The sequence below is a fragment of the Pseudomonas sp. EYE_354 genome (assembly GCF_023148575.1).
In the GTDB taxonomy this organism is placed as follows: domain Bacteria; phylum Pseudomonadota; class Gammaproteobacteria; order Pseudomonadales; family Pseudomonadaceae; genus Aquipseudomonas.
On record NZ_JAHXNQ010000001.1, the window covers coordinates 445169 to 461980 of the forward strand.

Sequence of the window (16812 nt, forward strand, 5' to 3'; positions counted from 1 at the left end):
CCCAGGCGATAAGGTTAGTCAGGAATCAGATTTTTACGTCAGGCGCCGGCTTGTCGGTCGGGTTCTTGATCAGTTCCTTGACCTTGTCGCTCATCGGGAAGTTGAGGTTCAGGCCTTTTGGTGGGATCGCGGTTTCGAACCACTTGGCGTAGATCTTGTTGATCTCGCCGGATTTGTACAGGCCCACGATGGCGTCATCCACTGCCTTTTTGAAGGCTGGGTCGTCTTTACGAACCATGCATGCGTAGGCTTCGAACGACTGGGGAGTACCGGTGATGACCCAGTCCGCCGGCTTCTTGGCCTTGGCTTCTTCACCGGCCAGCAGGGCGTCGTCCATCATGAACGCAACGGCGCGGCCGCTTTCGAGCATCTGGAAGGATTCGCCGTGGTCTTTGGCGGAGATGACATTCATGCCCATCTGCTTGTCGGCGTTCATCGCTTTGATGATGCGCTCGGACGTGGTGCCGGCGGTGGTTACGACGTTCTTGCCTTTGAGGTCGGCGAAGTCGGCGTAGCTTGGCTTGCCATCTTTATCTTTCTTGACCAGCAGACGGGTGCCGATTTCGAAGATGTTGGTGGTGAACGCGACTTGCTGGGCGCGTTCGGCGTTGTTGGTGGTGGAACCGCACTCGATATCGACGGTGCCGTTCTGGACCAACGGAATACGGGTCTGCGAGGTGACCAGGTTGTACTTGGCCTGCAGATCAGGTTTGTTCAGGTCTTTTTTCAGGGCTTCAACGATGGCCAGCTGAATGTCGTGGGAGTAGCCCACCGGTTTGCCCGAACCATCCGCGATATAGGAAAACGGAATGGAACTGTCGCGGTGCCCGAGGGTGATGGTGCCGGAGTCGTTGATTTTCTTCAGTGTGCCGGTGAGTTCGGCGGCAAAAACTGGAGTGCTGATCAGAGCAGCAGCGATAGCTGCGCCCAGGATATGGGGAACGATGCGCATCAATACTTCCTCGACATTTGTTTTTTTTATGAAGCCGGCTAAACGGCTCTGTTGTACAGCGAATGCCCGTGACGGCTCCTGAGGCATCTCAGGCAATCGTCCAGAAGTGTAGAGCATGAGTCGTGCCAGACCGGAAGCAAAAGGTTAAACCTATGATTTATATCGATATTAAATTTGTATGACGAGAATTCGGCAGCTCGGTGGTCCGGCAAACCGACCAATCGAGGGTGTGGCGTTCGGAAAACCGAATAGCACCCTGTACAAAAAGCCCCTGGACCTCACGGCACAGGGGCTTTTGTAGGAAGAGGCTTTCAGGCAGCCTGGGTCTTGCTGCGATTCTGCTCAACCTTTGACAGGTAACGTTGCAGGTTGTCCTGTTCCTGCTCGGTGGTGGACAGGCCGAGCTTGGTACGCCGCCACAGCACGTCCTGAGGTTGGGTGGCCCACTCCTCGGCGCACAGGTAGTCGACTTCGCGGGTGTACAGGCCACCACCCAAGTGGTCGCCGAGGTCAGCCAGCGATTGCACGCCTTCGAGCAGACGCCAGGTTCGGCTGCCATAGGTGGTGGACCAGCGGCGCGCGATGTCGCTCGGTACCCAGTCGAATTTGGCGCGAATGGCCTCGACCAGGGCTTCTGGTGTGGTCATGTCTTCACCGCCCGGCAGGCTGGCGTTGCCGGTCCAACTGGGGCGCATTTGGGTGAAATACGGCGCCAGTTGGGCCATCGCCGATTCGGCGAGCTTGCGGTAGGTGGTGAGCTTGCCGCCGAACACCGACAGGATTGGCGCTTCGCCGGTGCCACCGGACAGCGACAGGGTGTAGTCGCGGGTGATGGCAGAGGGGTTGTCCGACTCGTCGTTGCACAGCGGGCGCACGCCGGAGTAGGTATGCACGATGTCGTCGCGGCTCAGTTGCTTTTTGAAGTGCGCGTTGACCACCTTGAGCATGTAGTCGGTTTCGCCTTCGGTGATCGCCACTTTCGCCGGGTCGCCGGTGTATTCGCGGTCCGTGGTGCCGATGATAGTCAGGTCGTCCAGGTACGGAATGGTGAACACGATGCGCTGATCTTCGTTCTGCAGGATGTGTGCGTGGGCGCCTTCGTACAGTTTCGGCACGATCAGATGGCTGCCCTGGATCAGGCGGATGCCGTAGGGAGAGTCCAGCTTGAGGTCGTCCTTGATGAACTTGGCGACCCATGGGCCTGCGGCGTTCACCAGTGCGCGAGCGCGGATCGAAAACAAGCTGCCGTCGGCGCGTTCCATGTTCATGTCCCACATGCCGTTGCTGCGGTGCGCGCTGACGCAGCGGGTCTGGGTGTGGATATGTGCACCTTTTTCGCGGGCGGCCATGGCGTTGAGCACCACGAGACGTGCGTCATCGACCCAGCAGTCGGAGTATTCGAAACCCTTGGTGATTTCGCTTTTCAGCGGGCTGTCTGCGCCGAACTTGAGGCTTTTGGAGCCGGCGAGTTTTTCGCGCTTGCCCAGATGATCGTAAAGGAACAGGCCGGCACGAATCATCCACGCTGGGCGCAGGTGCGGACGGTGCGGTAATACAAAACGCATCTGCTTGACGATATGCGGCGCCTTGGCCAGCAGCACTTCGCGTTCGGCCAGGGCCTCGCGCACCAGGCGGAATTCATAATGTTCCAAATAACGCAGGCCGCCGTGAATCAGCTTGCTGCTGGCGGAGGAGGTATGGCTGGCCAAGTCATCCTTTTCGCAAAGGAATACCGACAAACCGCGACCGGCTGCATCTGCTGCAATGCCGACGCCATTGATCCCGCCGCCGATTACGGCAACGTCATAGACTTCGGCAAGCGGTGGAGCAGGCAAGGTAGAAGGGTTCATCGGCTGGCCTCGCGATTTTTTCGTATTGGAATTCGAACATTAATGTTCATTTTCGAAAATGGTAGCTGATAAATGCGGGCACAGCCAGCTGACTTCGATTGAAAAAACTGATCGAAGGGCGGGAAAAGGAAAATTTATGAACATGGGCCTGGGGAGGGCTCAAGAAAAAGGCGCTGGATAAATCGCCATCGGGGGTAAACCCCCGATGGCTTCCGGGCGGGCGTTACACGACTTCCAGACGAACCTTGTGTTGATTCAACAACTGCACCAGCGCCGGCACCGGCTCCTGGTCAGTCACCAGACAGTCCACCAGGCTGATCGGCCCCAGGCGAATCATGGCATTGCGCCCGAATTTGCTGGAGTCGGCCGCGAGGATCACCTGGCGCGCATTGGCGATGATCGCCTGGGAGACCCGCACTTCCTGATAATCGAAGTCGAGCAGGCTGCCGTCCTCGTCGATACCACTGATGCCCACCAGGGCAAAGTCGACCTTGAACTGGTTGATGAAGTCGACGCTGGCCTGGCCGACCACGCCGCCGTCACGCCTGACGTTACCGCCGGTGAGCAGCACGTCGAAGTCGTCCTTGGCGCTGAGCATGGTGGCGACGTTGAGGTTGTTGGTGATGATTTTCAGGTGGTTGTGGTTGAGCAGCGCACGCGCGATGGATTCGGTGGTGGTGCCGATATTGATGAACAGCGAGGCGTGATCGGGAATTTGTGCGGCGATGGCTTCGCCGATGCGCTGTTTCTCGTCGCGCATCTGGTCGGCACGCATGGCGTATGCGGTGTTTTCGACACTGGAGTCATAGGCCGCGCCGCCGTGGTAGCGGCGCAGCAGATTGGCGTCCGCCAACTGGTTGATATCGCGGCGGATGGTTTGCGGGGTGACAACGAACAGCTGCGCCATTTCCTCGATACTGACGTAGCCGCGTTCGCGGACCAGTTCGAGGATTTGTTGCTGGCGGGGAGGCAGATTCATGGGGCGTCCTTTGGGCTGCCATACAAAAGTGGCCCATGATGACCCAGGAATCGGCTCCCTGCCAGTTACAACCCTAAGCAGGTCCTGCGCATGGCTTATTCGGCGCCTTCGTGGGGCTCCCAATCGCGGGTGCGGCTGACCGCTTTTTGCCAGCCAGCGTAGAGTTTTTCTTTGGCCGCTTCATCAAGTTGAGGTTCGAATTCGCGCTCGATCACCGCCTTGCCACGCAATTCATCCAGGCTGCCCCAGAAGCCGCAGGCCAGCCCGGCCAGGTAGGCAGCGCCGAGTGCCGTGGTTTCGCGCATTTGCGGGCGCTCCACCTGGGTGCCGAGGATGTCGGCCTGGAATTGCATCAGGAAGTTGTTGGCCACTGCACCGCCGTCCACCCGCAGGGCTTTGAGGCGTTCACCGGAGTCCTGCTGCATGGCGTCGAGCACGTCGCGGGTCTGGTAGGCAATCGACTCCAGGGCTGCGCGAATAATGTGATCCACGCGTACGCCGCGAGTCAGGCCGAACAGCGCGCCACGGGCGTAGGGGTCCCAGTAGGGCGCGCCCAGGCCGGTGAAGGCCGGGACCAGATACACGCCGTTGCTGTCTTTGACCTTGCCGGCAAAATATTCGGTGTCATGGGCGTCGTTGATGATTTTCAGCTCGTCACGCAGCCACTGCACCGTGGAGCCGCCGTTGAAAACGGCGCCTTCCAGGGCGTACGCCACTTCGCCGCGCGGGCCGCAGGCGATGGTGGTGAGCATGCCGTGCTTGGATTTCACCGCTTTGTCGCCGGTGTTCATCAGCAGGAAGCAGCCGGTGCCGTAGGTGTTCTTGGCCTGGCCGGCTTCAACGCACATTTGGCCGAACAGCGCGGCTTGCTGGTCACCTGCGATGCCGCCGATGGCGATGCCGCTTTTGGTGCGGCCGTAGATTTCCGAAGAAGACTTCACTTCCGGCAACATTTCCCGCGGGATATCGAGGATCTCCAGCATCCTGCTGTCCCACTCCAGGGTGTGGATGTTGAAGAGCATGGTGCGCGAGGCGTTGGTGTAGTCGGTGACGTGGGTCTTGCCGCCGGTAAATTTCCAGATCAGCCAGCTGTCGACGGTGCCGAACAACAGCTCGCCGTTGCGCGCGCGTTCACGGCTGCCTTCGACGTTGTCCAGGATCCACTTGAGTTTGGTGCCGGAGAAGTACGGGTCGGTGACCAGGCCGGTGGTGTCGCTGATGTACGCTTCGTGGCCGTCGCGCTTGAGCTGCTGGCAGATCTCCGTGCTGCGGCGGCACTGCCAGACGATAGCGTTGTAGATCGGGCGGCCGGTGACCTTGTCCCATACCACGGTGGTTTCGCGCTGATTGGTGATGCCGATGGCCGCGACCTGGTCGTGGTGCAGACCGGCCTGGGCCAGGGCTTCGACCATCACCGCGCTTTGGGTGGCGAAGATTTCCATCGGGTCGTGTTCAACCCAGCCAGCCTGTGGGTAGTGCTGGGCAAATTCACGTTGGGCGGTGCACACCACGTTGGCGTCACGATCAAAGATGATCGCCCGGGAACTGGTGGTGCCTTGGTCCAGAGCAATGATGTAGTTCTTATTCTGAAGGTCGGTCATGTCGATTGCCTTGCACGAAAATAAGGAAGTCAGAATCAGCCTGGGCCTCAAAGGGCAGGAGGGCCAGGCCGGCGCTATCAGGAAATACGGGTGTTGCCGTTGACAGCCGTGTCAGGTGTTTCATCTATAGCAGGTGCGGCGCTTGGCAGGTGACGGGCTATCAGCCCGCGGTAGGCCGCCGCGCCAAGGCATGCGCCCACAATCGGCGCGAAAATCGGCACCAGGAAGTAAGGAATATCGCGGCCGCCGGTAAAGGCCATTTCACCCCAGCCAGCGAAAAAGGTCATCAGCTTGGGCCCGAAATCCCGCGCCGGGTTCATCGCAAAGCCGGTCAATGGGCCCATGGCGCTGCCGATTACGGCAATCAGCAGGCCGATCAGCAGGGGCGCCAACGGGCCGCGTGGCAAGCCGTTGTTGTCATCGGTCAGGGCCATGATCACGCCCATCAGTATGGCGGTGATGACCATTTCCACCAGAAACGCCTGGGCCGTGCTCAACAGGGCGTGCGGGTACGTGGAGAACACCGACGCCAACTCCAGGCTGGCTTGGGTGCCGCGCACCAGATGGTGGGTTTGTTCGTAATCGAAAAACAGGTTGCTGTAGAGCGTGTACACCAGGGCGGCCGAGCAGAAAGCACCGGCCACCTGGGCGAGGATATAGAACGGCAGTTTGCGCTTGTCGAAGTCGGCGAACAGGCACAGCGCGATGCTGACGGCCGGGTTGAGGTGCGCCCCGGAAATGCCTGCGCTCAGGTAGATCGCCATGCTGACGCCGATCCCCCAGATGATGCTGATTTCCCATAAACCAAAGCTGGCACCCGCGACCTTGAGCGCAGCCACGCATCCGGTACCGAAAAAGATCAGAAGCGCAGTCCCGAGGAACTCGGCCATGCATTGGCTCGAAAGGGAGGGCTGTTGAAGAGCAGTTGTCATGGAAAACCTCGATTGTTGTTCTTGTCTGGCGCACGACCTCAACGGGTTGTTGCGCGATTTTCACCGTGACTTGGATCCCCATCCAAGGCACAGCTTACTGCTGGATTGCTGTGGACATATTCCTACAGCATTCGGAAACGAAAAAATATAGACAAGAATGACCGCTGTCAAAGGTCGAAAGTGAACTATTGGTCACTTTCAAACTATTGGTTTGATGAATGATCACGCTTTGCATGAGCTGGCGTAATTGGATAAATCGCCGCACTAGAGCGTTTTACGTGGGCTTGGCCTAGAATTGGCCCTCTGTTTGCCCCGCCTGGAGACTTCATGACCCCTGCACTGGATTTGTTGAAGAAAGTTCGCGCCGAACATCGCATCCACAGTTATGAACACGATCCCAAAGCGGCCTCGTATGGCCTGGAGGCCGCGGAAAAATTGAGCCTCGACCCGGCACGGGTGTTCAAGACCTTGCTGGCCAGCAGTGAAAAAGGTGAATTGTTGGTGGCGGTTGTGCCGGTCGTCGGAAGTCTGGATTTGAAAGCACTGGCCCATGCGGCCGGCGTTAAAAAAGTTGAGATGGCCGACCCTGCGGCTGCGCAGCGCTCCACCGGTTACTTGCTGGGTGGCATCAGCCCATTGGGGCAAAAGAAGCGTCTGCGCACATTTATCGATGTGACGGCGCAGCCGTTCGCGACGATTTTTGTCAGTGCGGGGAGAAGGGGGTTGGAAGTCGAGCTGGCGGCGAGCGTGCTGGCTGAACATACCCAGGCCAACTTCGCAGAAATTGGCCGGGCATGATGTCGGTTTATACCGGGCTGTAGCGCCGAACGCCGGATTCAGCTTTAGGGATTTGCGCTGCAACGCTGCCTGACGCCTGGAACAGCACCAGGTGTTCGGCGGCGACTCGGATGCCGACGTCGGCGCCCACCTGATGGTCGGCGTGGCTGGGGAAAATCGATTCCAGTTGTGCGCCGGTCGGCAGTTGCAGGCGGTACAAGGTTGATGCACCGAGGAAGGTCTTGCCGACGATCCGCGCTTTCAACGCGCTGTCCGGCGCATACACGATGTCATCCGGGCGCAGCAGCACATCAACCGCGCCGCCGGTGGGCCAGGTGTACGCACGATTGCCGCGCAGGTCACCCAGTTCGGTGCTGACGGACTCGGGCGAGCTCAACTGGCCACGAATGAAATAACCCTGGCCGATAAAGCTGGCAACATAGGGCGTCTGCGGTTCGTGATAGAGGTTGTACGGCGTGTCCCACTGTTCAAGCCTGCCTTCCTTGAAAACACCGACCTGATCGCTGACGGCGAACGCTTCTTCCTGATCATGGGTGACCAGGATCGCACTGGTGCCGCGTGCCTTGAGAATGTCGCGCACTTCATGGCTGAGCTTGCGCCGCAATTCACCGTCCAGGTTGGAAAATGGTTCGTCCAACAACAGCAGTTGCGGTTCCGGCGCCAGGGCACGGGCGAGGGCGACGCGTTGTTGCTGGCCGCCGGACAGCTCGTGGGGGAAGCGCTTTCCCAGGTTCTTCAGGTTGACCAGTTCCAGCAACTCGGCGACCACGCGTTCCTTTTGCGGGTGCTTGCGGATGCCGAACGCAATGTTGTCGGCCACGCTGAGGTGGGGAAACAGGGCGTAGTCCTGGAACACCATGCCGATACGACGTTTCTCCGGTGCCAGGGTAAAACCGGCACTGGAGATCACCTCGCCGGCCAGGCTGATCTCGCCTTCGTGTACCGGCTCAAAGCCAGCAATGGCACGCAGGGTGGTGGTCTTGCCGCAACCGGAAGAGCCGAGCAGGCAACCGATGTCGCCCGCATTGAGGTGCAGATTGAGGTTCTGCACCACCCGTTGGTCTTGATAACCGCACGCCAGATTGCGCAGGTTCAGCAGCAATGGATGGCTCATGCGTGGTGGTACGCCGGCTCGACGAGAAATTCGAGTAAGGCCTTTTGCGCGTGCAGGCGGTTCTCGGCCTGGTCCCACGCAACCGAACGCGGGTCGTCGAGCAGGTCGAGGCTGATTTCTTCGCCGCGGTGGGCAGGCAGGCAGTGCATGAACAGCACGTCCGGCGCGGCCGTGTCGAGCAGGGCGCGGGTGACCTGGAACGGTGCGAACAGGGCCAGGCGCTTGGCGGTTTCGTCTTCCTGGCCCATGGAGGTCCAGACGTCGGTGCTGACCAGATGCGCGCCGACCACCGCGTCCTTCGGATCGCGCAACAGCTGTACGCGACCGTCGGCCTTGGCCAGGAACTCGGCGTTTGGCTCGTAGCCTTCAGGGCAGGCGATACGCAGGTGGAAGTCGAACTGGATGGCCGCTTCTATATAGCTGTTGCACATGTTGTTGCCGTCGCCGATCCAGGCCACGGTCTTGCCCTGGATCGAACCACGGTGCTCGAGGAAGGTTTGCATGTCGGCCAGCAACTGGCAGGGGTGCAGGTCATCGGACAGGCCGTTGATTACCGGCACGCGCGAGTTGGCGGCGAATTCGGTCAGGGTGCTGTGGGCAAAGGTGCGGATCATCACCGCATCGAGCATGCGCGACATTACGATGGCGCAATCGCTGATCGGCTCGCCACGGCCCAATTGGGTGTCGCGCGGCGACAGGAAGATGGCCTGACCACCGAGCTGGATCATGCCGGCCTCGAATGACAGGCGGGTGCGGGTGGATGACTTCTCGAAAATCATCCCGAGCACGCGGTTTTTCAAAGGCTCGAACAGTACGCCGCGGTTACGCAGGTCTTTAAGCTCAATGCCTCGACGGATCACGCTGACCAGCTCTTCGGGCGTGCAATCCATCAGGGAGAGAAAGTGCCTTGCGCTCATCATTAACTACCTTTTTGCAACAGACCGCAGATACTCAAAGCCTTGTTTATTGTGACAACGGGCGAGACCTGCGGCGAAAGCCGCACGGGGCGACGAAATAGGGGGAGGCGCGATATTGACATTAAATGTCGCGTCTTACCAATAGGGCTACGTTTTTAGGGGTGTTCAAGAAGGGCGCTTACGCGCTTTTGAAGACGTTTTCCTGGCAGCAGCGAGCCATTTGTACACTGGCCTCGCAACCTTTTGCAATGCGCGCAGGCGCGGCCGGGCCAGGCTGTGTCGGTTTCAGCGACTTGGCCCGCAGCTTTGTAACATTTGCTCACGCTTGGCCATGGTCTGGCTTGATGCCAGTCGATTCACAGAACGAACGATGCTGGTGCGGTTACGCGGTGCGGCTCATAGTCCGGCCAAAGCCCTATAAAAGAGACTGGCCATGACAGCGACTCTCCACCACCGTGCATGCCATCTGTGTGAAGCCATCTGCGGCCTGACCCTGGAAACCACGCAGGCCGAAGACGGCAGCCTGGCGATAACCTCGATCAAGGGCGATGCGCTGGATACGTTCAGTCGTGGCCACATTTGCCCCAAGGCCGTTGCGCTTCAGGACATCCAGAACGACCCCGACCGCCTGCGCCAGCCGATGCTGCGGGTGGGCACCGAATGGCAGCCGATCCCCTGGGATGAGGCGTTTGCGCTGGTGGCCGAGCGGTTGGCGGACATCCAGGCCCGGCATGGGCAAAATGCGGTGGCGGTGTACCAGGGCAACCCCAGCGTGCACAACTATGGGCTGATGACCCACAGCAACTACTTCCTCGGCCAACTGAAGACGCGCAACCGGTTTTCGGCGACTTCGGTGGACCAGTTGCCCCATCACCTCACCAGCCACCTGATGTACGGTCATGGCCTGTTGCTGCCGATCCCCGATATCGATCACACCGACTTTATGCTGATCCTGGGCGGCAATCCGCTGGCCTCCAATGGCAGCATCATGACCGTGCCGGATGTGGAGAAGCGCCTCAAGGCCATCCAGGCTCGTGGCGGTAAGGTAGTGGTGGTCGACCCACGGCGCAGCGAGACGGCAGTGATTGCCGACCAGCATGTGTTCGTGCGTCCGGGCGGGGATGCGGCATTGTTGTTCGGCCTGCTCAACACGCTGTTTACCGAAAACCTGACCCGTGACAGTCATTTGCTGGTTGAGGGGCTGGAGGAGGTGCGCCGTGCAATCGCCGGGTTTACCCCGGAGGCCATGAGCCGCCAGTGTGCGGTGCCCGCCGAGCAGATTCGCCAACTGGCGCGGGACTTTGCCGGCGCGGACAAGGCGGTGTGCTACGGGCGCATGGGCGTGTCGACCCAGGCATTCGGCACGCTCTGCCATTGGCTTGTGCAGTTGATCAACCTGGTCACTGGCAATCTGGACCGGGTGGGTGGCGCGTTGTGCACGACCCCGGCGGTGGACCTAGTGGCGTCCACCGGAGGCGGGCATTTCAACCGCTGGCAGAGCCGTGTTTCCGGCCGCCCGGAGTATGGCGGCGAGTTACCGGTGTCGGCCTTGGCTGAAGAAATGCTCACCGAGGGCGAAGGACAAATCCGTGCGTTGGTCACGGTGGCGGGCAATCCCGTGTTGTCGACGCCCAACGGTCGCCAGTTGGAGCAGGCCCTCGATGGGCTGGAGTTCATGGTCAGCGTCGACCTCTACATCAACGAGACGACGCGCTATGCCGATCTGATTTTGCCCTCCACCTCGGCGCTGGAAAACGATCACTACGACACCACGTTCAATATGTTCGCAGTGCGCAATGTCACGCGCTTCAATCGGGCGATATTGCCCAAGCCAGAAGGTGCGTTGCACGACTGGGAGATTTTTGTCGGTCTGGCAAAGGCGTTCGCGGCACAGACGGGTGTGGCGCTCAAGCCAACCATGCCGCCGGCGCAGATGATCGATTTCGGGCTGCGAGCGGGTGTGTATGGCGAGGCGTCCAGCCATAAGCTGTCGGTGGCGATGCTGGCGGATCATCCCCACGGTGTGGATTTGGGGCCGTTGCAGCCTAACCTGGCCGCGCGTTTGAAAACGCCCGATGGCAACGTGCAGGCGGCACCGGCAGTCATTCTTGCCGACCTGGCGCGCTTTACGGCGCAGCCGGTACCGGAGGCGGACGAGTTGCTGCTGATCGGCCGTCGCCATGTGCGCAGCAATAATTCGTGGATGCATAACTATCACCGGCTGGTGAAGGGCAAGCCTCGGCATCAGTTGCTGATGCACCCCGACGACCTGCTCAGCCGCAAATTGAGCGATGGCCAACGGGTGCGTGTGAGCTCGCGTATCGGCGCCGTTGAGGTGGAAGTGATGGCCAGCCTGGACATGATGCCCGGTGTGGTCAGCTTGCCCCACGGCTGGGGACATGGCCGTCCCGGTGTGAAAATGGCTATTGCCAGCGGGCAGCCAGGGGCGAGTGCCAATGACCTGACCGACGAACGGCAGTTGGATGAATTGTCGGGCAACGCTGCATTGAATGGTGTGCCAGTACACGTGGCGGCTGCTTGAGGCGGCGGAGCACCGTGCGGGAATTTTGCGTTACAATACGCCACCGTGCCGACCCGTGAGTCGCAAAGTTCCTGCAGAGGTGTTCCATGGATATCATCGAAACGATCAAAGAGCAGATTGCCAACAACACCATTCTGCTTTACATGAAGGGCGCTCCGAACGCTCCTCAGTGCGGTTTCTCCGCGAAGGCTTCCCAGGCTGTCATGGCGTGCGGCGAAAAGTTCGCCTACGTGGATATCCTGCAAAACCCTGAAATCCGTGCCAACCTGCCAAAGTACGCCAACTGGCCGACTTTCCCACAGCTGTGGGTGGCGGGCGAGTTGGTCGGCGGTAGCGACATCATCACTGAAATGGCTGCTGATGGTTCGTTGCAGTCGTTGATCAAAGACGCAGCGGCAAACGCGGCGGCCAAAACCGACGCCTGATCGGCCTGCAATAAAAAGCCCCGCATCTCATTGAGAGAGCGGGGCTTTTTTGTACCTGCCTGTGCAGGTTTATTCGCCCATCTGCGATTGCAGATAGTTTTCCAGGGTGACCTTGTCGATCAGGCCCAGTTGGGTTTCGAGCCAGTCGATGTGCTCTTCCTGGTCTTCGAGGATGTCTTCGAGCAGTTCACGGCTGCCGAAATCACCCTGGGCTTCGCAGTGCGCGATGGCGGCCTTGAGGTCGCTGTGGCTCTTGCGCTCAAAGCCCAGGTCACTGCCGATCATTTCCTGGGTGTGCTCGCCGATGTTCAGCTTGCCCAGGTCCTGCACGTTCGGCAGACCTTCGAGGAACAGGATGCGCTTGATCAGCGCGTCGGCGTCCTTCATGGCCTTGATCGATTCTTTGTATTCACGCTTGCCGAGCTTTTCCAGGCCCCAATCGTCATACATGCGCGCATGCAGAAAGTACTGATTGATCGCGACCAGTTCATTGGCAAGGATTTTGTTGAGTTGCTGGATGACTGAGATGTCGCCTTTCATGACTGGGGTCCTGCCCTGTATTAGCTGTATATAGGGCGGAGTTTGAGCGGCGAATACCTTAGTGTCAAACCTAAGTTATTGAATAATAAATGAAAATTAATCGGAATAAGAATGTTTGTGTTCCGCGTCTTGGCGCTAACTGGTTGAATTACAGGCATAAAAAAACCGGACGAGAGGTCCGGTTCTTCAAAACATGCGATATCAAGCGTGTGTAAATTCTGCTGAATAGGGCAGCGCGCTCTGGGCTGTCTGTAGCTGCGTCAGGGTTTCCCGTACCACCTGCTTGGCGAGGCAAGCGCATTTACCGCACTGGCTGGCAACGCCGGTGGTTTCACGCACTTCCTTGTAGCTGCAGCAACCTTCATAGATTGCTTCGCGGATTTGTCCGTCGGTGACGCCAGTACACAGGCACACATACATAAGGGAGAACCGTCGCGGGTTTAAGGCTTAAGTGCGATGGATCTTAATGTTAACGAGAATGATTGTCAAAGTAGATTCGTAGGGTATTTGCCGACGGCGCCCTCGCGCTGACGAACGGTTTTTTCAGTGTATGATATTCGGTCTTCACGAAGCGTGACTGCGTCACAGGCCTGTCGCTTAAACGCGGCAGACTCAAGGCCGGTCCTTTTACTTCAATCGTCACCCCTGCATCAGGAGATACCCAATGAGCGTACTCGTCGGCAAACAAGCCCCGGATTTCGACGTACCTGCCGTGCTCGGCAATGGCGAAATCGTAGACAGCTTCAAACTGTCTGAAGCCATCAAAGGCAAATACGGCCTGGTGTTCTTTTACCCGCTGGACTTCACCTTCGTCTGCCCTTCGGAGCTGATCGCTCTGGACCACCGCATGGACGATTTCAAAGCCCGTAACGTTGAAGTGGTTGCCGTCTCCATCGACTCCCATTTCACCCACAACGCATGGCGCAACACGGCCATCAACGATGGCGGCATCGGCAAGGTCAAATACACCATGGCTGCCGACATGAAGCACGACATCGCCAAGGCCTACGACGTTGAGTCCGAAGGTGGCGTTGCCTTCCGTGGCGCGTTCCTGATCGACGACAAGGGCGTTGTGCGCTCGCAGATCATCAACGATCTGCCGCTGGGTCGTAACATGGAAGAGCTGATCCGTCTGGTCGACGCGCTGCAGTTCCACGAAGAGCACGGCGAAGTCTGCCCGGCCAACTGGAAGAAAGGCGACAAAGGCATGAACGCTTCGCCGGAAGGCGTTGCGGCTTACCTGACCGAGAACGCCGGCAAGCTGTAAGCCGGAATCTAGGTACAAAAAAACCGGCCTGAGAGGGCCGGTTTTTTTTGTGGTGAGCAAGCTCGTTCGCCACAACAAGTCTGCTCACCACAGCGTCCTGGTTAGTCGCCGAAGTCTTCCCAGCCGCCCATCTGCTTCCAGCGATTGACGATGCCGCAGAACAGCTCGGCGGTCTTCTCGGTGTCGTAACGGGCCGAATGGGCCTCACGACCGTCGAAGTCGATACCCGCTGCCTGGCAGGCTTTGGCCAGTACTGTCTGACCGTAGGCCAGGCCGGCGAGGGTGGCGGTGTCGAAGCTGGAGAACGGGTGAAACGGGTTACGCTTCATGTCCAGGCGCGCCACGGCGGCATTCAGGAAGCCCAGGTCGAAGCTGCTGTTGTGCCCGACCAGAATCGCGCGCTTGCAGCCATTGGCCTTCAACGCCTTTCGTACACCACGGAAGATATCGGTCAGCGCAGCCTCTTCACTCACTGCCATGCGCAGTGGGTGATCGAGCTTGATGCCGGTGAACTCCAGCGCGGCTGCTTCGATATTTGCGCCTTCGAACGGCTCGACGCGGAAGAAGTGGGTGTGTTCCGGGAACACGAAACCCTGTTCGTCCATGCCGATGGTGGTCGCGGCGATTTCCAGCAGGGCATCGGTGGCGCAGTTGAAACCACCGGTTTCTACGTCGATGACAACCGGCAGATAGCCGCGAAACCGCTCGGCCATCGGGTGGCGAGAGCCGCCACCACTGTGCTCGTGTTCGTCGTCGTAATGGTCTTCACTCACTTGCTTTCCTCCAGCAGGCGCCAGCGCAGTGTTTCACCGGCGCGCAGCGGGATAACGGTCAGCTCGCCGAAGGGCAGGCTGGCAGGGGCGGTCCAATCTTCACGGACCAGGGTAATGCGGTCGGTATTCGCCGGCAGGCCGTAGAAGCGCGGGCCATTGAGGCTGGCGAAGCCTTCGAGTTTGTCCAGAGCGTTGCGCTGTTCGAACGCTTCAGCGTACAGCTCGATGGCGGCATACGCGGTGTAGCAGCCGGCGCAGCCGCAGGCGGCTTCTTTGGCGTGCTGCGCGTGGGGCGCCGAGTCGGTACCGAGGAAGAACTTCGGGTTGCCGCTTGTAGCGGCATCCAGCAGCGCGACCTGGTGGGTATTGCGCTTCAGGATCGGCAGGCAGTAGAAGTGCGGCCGAATCCCGCCCACCAGCATGTGGTTGCGGTTGTAGAGCAGGTGATGGGCGGTGATCGTCGCACCGACATTGGCCGAAGCCTCGGTGACGAACTGCACGGCATCCGCTGTGGTGATGTGTTCGAACACCACCTTGAGGGTCGGGAACAGCTCGACCACACGGCGCATGTGCTCGTCGATGAAGATCTTCTCGCGATCGAACACGTCCACATCGCCACGGGTGACTTCGCCGTGGATCAGCAGCGGCATGCCCACTTCCGCCATGGCTTCGATGGCGGGCAGGATCTTGTCGATACTGGTCACGCCGGAATCGGAGTTGGTGGTCGCGCCGGCCGGGTACAGCTTGGCGGCGTGCACGAAACCGCTGGCCTTGGCCTGGCGAATTTCTTCGGGCTGGGTGCGGTCGGTGAGGTAGAGCACCATCAACGGTTCGAAGCGGCTGCCGGCCGGCCGGGCAGCGAGGATACGCTGGCGATAGGCGTCGGCTTGGGCAGCATCACGCACCGGTGGTACCAGGTTCGGCATGATGATGGCGCGGCCAAACGTGCGCGCTACATCGGCCACGGTATGAGGTAACGCAGCACCATCGCGAAGATGAATATGCCAGTCGTCGGGACGCAGCAGGGTCAGGCGGTCGGACATTGGGGATTCCAGGCGGGTCAATCTGGTGGGAATGCTACCGGAAAAGACTCTTGCAGGCACTCGCTATCAAGTTTTGCAGGATGCATCCGATAGCCTTTCGTATGCCTTTTCGATGTATGACGCTTTGAAGTGTTGTAGAAACCAGTGGAGCCTCCCGTGCGCCAGCATTATCTAGCCCTGCTCAGTGTGTTCGCCAGCCTGCCTGCGATGGCCCTCACGTTCCAGACACGTCTGGAGAACATTGAGTGGAAGGTAGAGGGCGACAAGTTCGAATGTCGCCTGACCCAACCGATCACCGACTTCGGTTCGGGGGAGTTCGTGCGCCGGGCCGGCGAGCAAGCGACATTTCGCCTGAAGGCCTATAACGGTTCGCTGGGCGCTGGGTCGGCCACGTTATTGGCCGCTGCCGCGCCCTGGCAGCCGGGTCGTGGCGATATCAACCTCGGTGCCGTGCGCGCCGGCAGTGGCGACGTGCTTTTCAACAGCTCCCAGGCCCAGGCCGGGCGCCTGTTCAATGGCTTGCTCGAAGGCCGCTCGCCGACGGTGCGGCATTACGGGCGTGAAGGTGGATACTCGGAAGTTCGCCTGCTGCCAGTGAAGTTCAACAAAGCCTACAGCGATTATCAGTTGTGTACCGCCAAGCTGCTGCCGATGAATTACGATCAGGTCAAGCAAACCGAAGTCGGCTTCCCGGGTGGGGGGATCGAGTTGGACGCCGCGGCCAAGCAGAAGCTGGCAGTGATCCTCGAATTCCTCAAGGCTGACCCTACGGTTAACCACATCGAGCTCAACGGTCACTCGGACAACAGCGGTAACCGCCTGAGCAACCGCGATGTCTCGCGTCGCCGCGCGTTAGCGGTCATGGATTATTTCAAGGCCAATGGTGTGCCGGAATCCCAGATCTCCCTGCGCTTCCATGGCGAAAGCTACCCGCTGGCGCCCAACACCAATGCCGCCAACCGAGCCCGCAACCGTCGCGTGAACGTTCAGCTTGAGCGGGTGGTAACCCCAGAGAAGCCAGCGCCCCAGGCCAGCGGCCCGAGCAATCCGGCGCACACTTCGTAAAGCCAGCCGTAACG

16 protein-coding genes are annotated in these 16812 nt (G+C 59.6%); 5 read left to right on the top strand and 11 right to left on the bottom strand.

The window, feature by feature from the left end:
* Nucleotides 1-25: 25 nt before the first annotated feature.
* The 5 genes from KZX66_RS02075 to KZX66_RS02095 all read right to left on the bottom strand — a co-directional run bounded on the left by KZX66_RS02075 (nucleotide 26) and on the right by KZX66_RS02095 (nucleotide 6314).
* Nucleotides 26-952 carry a glutamate/aspartate ABC transporter substrate-binding protein gene (locus tag KZX66_RS02075; RefSeq protein WP_248075656.1) on the bottom strand — a complete coding sequence of 309 codons (927 nt, stop codon included), beginning with the start codon at nucleotides 950-952 and terminating at the stop codon, nucleotides 26-28.
* 311 nt (nucleotides 953-1263) lie between these two features.
* Nucleotides 1264-2802, bottom strand: coding sequence for a glycerol-3-phosphate dehydrogenase (gene glpD, locus KZX66_RS02080; protein WP_248075665.1), 1539 nt, complete (start codon nucleotides 2800-2802; stop codon nucleotides 1264-1266).
* Between the two features lie 223 nt (nucleotides 2803-3025).
* Nucleotides 3026-3781 (bottom strand): DeoR/GlpR family transcriptional regulator, encoded by a 756-nt coding sequence (locus tag KZX66_RS02085; protein ID WP_027604598.1) that lies wholly within the window; start codon nucleotides 3779-3781, stop codon nucleotides 3026-3028.
* Between the two features lie 95 nt (nucleotides 3782-3876).
* Nucleotides 3877-5382 (bottom strand): glycerol kinase GlpK, encoded by a 1506-nt coding sequence (glpK, locus tag KZX66_RS02090; RefSeq protein ID WP_248075667.1) that lies wholly within the window; start codon nucleotides 5380-5382, stop codon nucleotides 3877-3879.
* Between the two features lie 77 nt (nucleotides 5383-5459).
* Entirely contained in the window at nucleotides 5460-6314 is an 855-nt protein-coding gene (locus KZX66_RS02095; protein ID WP_248075669.1) for an MIP/aquaporin family protein, read from the bottom strand.
* Between the two features lie 327 nt (nucleotides 6315-6641).
* Between KZX66_RS02095 and ybaK the strand changes: the two genes are divergently transcribed.
* Nucleotides 6642-7112, top strand: a complete 471-nt coding sequence (gene ybaK / locus KZX66_RS02100) for a Cys-tRNA(Pro) deacylase (RefSeq protein ID WP_248075671.1) — start codon at nucleotides 6642-6644, stop codon at nucleotides 7110-7112.
* 7 nt (nucleotides 7113-7119) lie between these two features.
* Here the strand turns inward: ybaK and KZX66_RS02105 are convergent, their stop codons facing one another.
* Both KZX66_RS02105 and argF read right to left on the bottom strand, forming a co-directional pair.
* Entirely contained in the window at nucleotides 7120-8226 is a 1107-nt protein-coding gene (locus KZX66_RS02105) for an ABC transporter ATP-binding protein (protein ID WP_248075673.1), read from the bottom strand.
* Nucleotides 8223-9143 (bottom strand): ornithine carbamoyltransferase, encoded by a 921-nt coding sequence (gene argF, locus KZX66_RS02110; RefSeq protein WP_248075674.1) that lies wholly within the window; start codon nucleotides 9141-9143, stop codon nucleotides 8223-8225. The genes KZX66_RS02105 and argF overlap by 4 nt, the downstream gene beginning before the upstream one ends.
* A gap of 433 nt (nucleotides 9144-9576) precedes the next feature.
* On the opposite strand from argF, the gene KZX66_RS02115 reads away from it, so the two are divergent.
* Both KZX66_RS02115 and grxD read left to right on the top strand, forming a co-directional pair.
* The gene (locus KZX66_RS02115; RefSeq protein WP_248075675.1) at nucleotides 9577-11685 is read left to right on the top strand and encodes a molybdopterin oxidoreductase family protein; all 2109 of its coding nucleotides are present in this window, start codon (nucleotides 9577-9579) and stop codon (nucleotides 11683-11685) included.
* Nucleotides 11686-11771: 86 nt separating this feature from the next.
* The gene (gene grxD / locus KZX66_RS02120; protein WP_248075676.1) at nucleotides 11772-12110 is read left to right on the top strand and encodes a Grx4 family monothiol glutaredoxin; all 339 of its coding nucleotides are present in this window, start codon (nucleotides 11772-11774) and stop codon (nucleotides 12108-12110) included.
* 69 nt (nucleotides 12111-12179) lie between these two features.
* Here grxD and bfr read toward each other — a convergent pair whose 3' ends face one another.
* Both bfr and KZX66_RS02130 read right to left on the bottom strand, forming a co-directional pair.
* A complete protein-coding gene (bfr, locus tag KZX66_RS02125) occupies nucleotides 12180-12650 on the bottom strand; it encodes a bacterioferritin (protein WP_017526353.1) in 471 nt (156 codons plus the stop codon).
* A gap of 201 nt (nucleotides 12651-12851) precedes the next feature.
* Nucleotides 12852-13070 (bottom strand): bacterioferritin-associated ferredoxin, encoded by a 219-nt coding sequence (locus KZX66_RS02130; RefSeq protein WP_078047118.1) that lies wholly within the window; start codon nucleotides 13068-13070, stop codon nucleotides 12852-12854.
* A gap of 244 nt (nucleotides 13071-13314) precedes the next feature.
* On the opposite strand from KZX66_RS02130, the gene KZX66_RS02135 reads away from it, so the two are divergent.
* Nucleotides 13315-13917: a peroxiredoxin gene (locus tag KZX66_RS02135; protein ID WP_003172097.1), complete on the top strand. Its 603-nt coding sequence runs from the start codon at nucleotides 13315-13317 to the stop codon at nucleotides 13915-13917.
* Nucleotides 13918-14018: 101 nt separating this feature from the next.
* On the opposite strand, the gene rnt is transcribed toward KZX66_RS02135, so the two are convergent.
* Together rnt and pyrC are read right to left on the bottom strand one after the other, a co-directional pair.
* Complete coding sequence (gene rnt / locus KZX66_RS02140; RefSeq protein WP_135287645.1) at nucleotides 14019-14690, bottom strand: ribonuclease T; 672 nt, start codon at nucleotides 14688-14690, stop codon at nucleotides 14019-14021.
* Entirely contained in the window at nucleotides 14687-15733 is a 1047-nt protein-coding gene (gene pyrC / locus KZX66_RS02145; protein WP_248075677.1) for a dihydroorotase, read from the bottom strand. The genes rnt and pyrC overlap by 4 nt, the downstream gene beginning before the upstream one ends.
* A gap of 156 nt (nucleotides 15734-15889) precedes the next feature.
* Here pyrC and KZX66_RS02150 point away from each other — a divergent pair, with 156 nt between their 5' ends.
* Nucleotides 15890-16798: an OmpA family protein gene (locus tag KZX66_RS02150; RefSeq protein ID WP_248075678.1), complete on the top strand. Its 909-nt coding sequence runs from the start codon at nucleotides 15890-15892 to the stop codon at nucleotides 16796-16798.
* The last annotated feature ends 14 nt before the right edge of the window (nucleotides 16799-16812 follow it).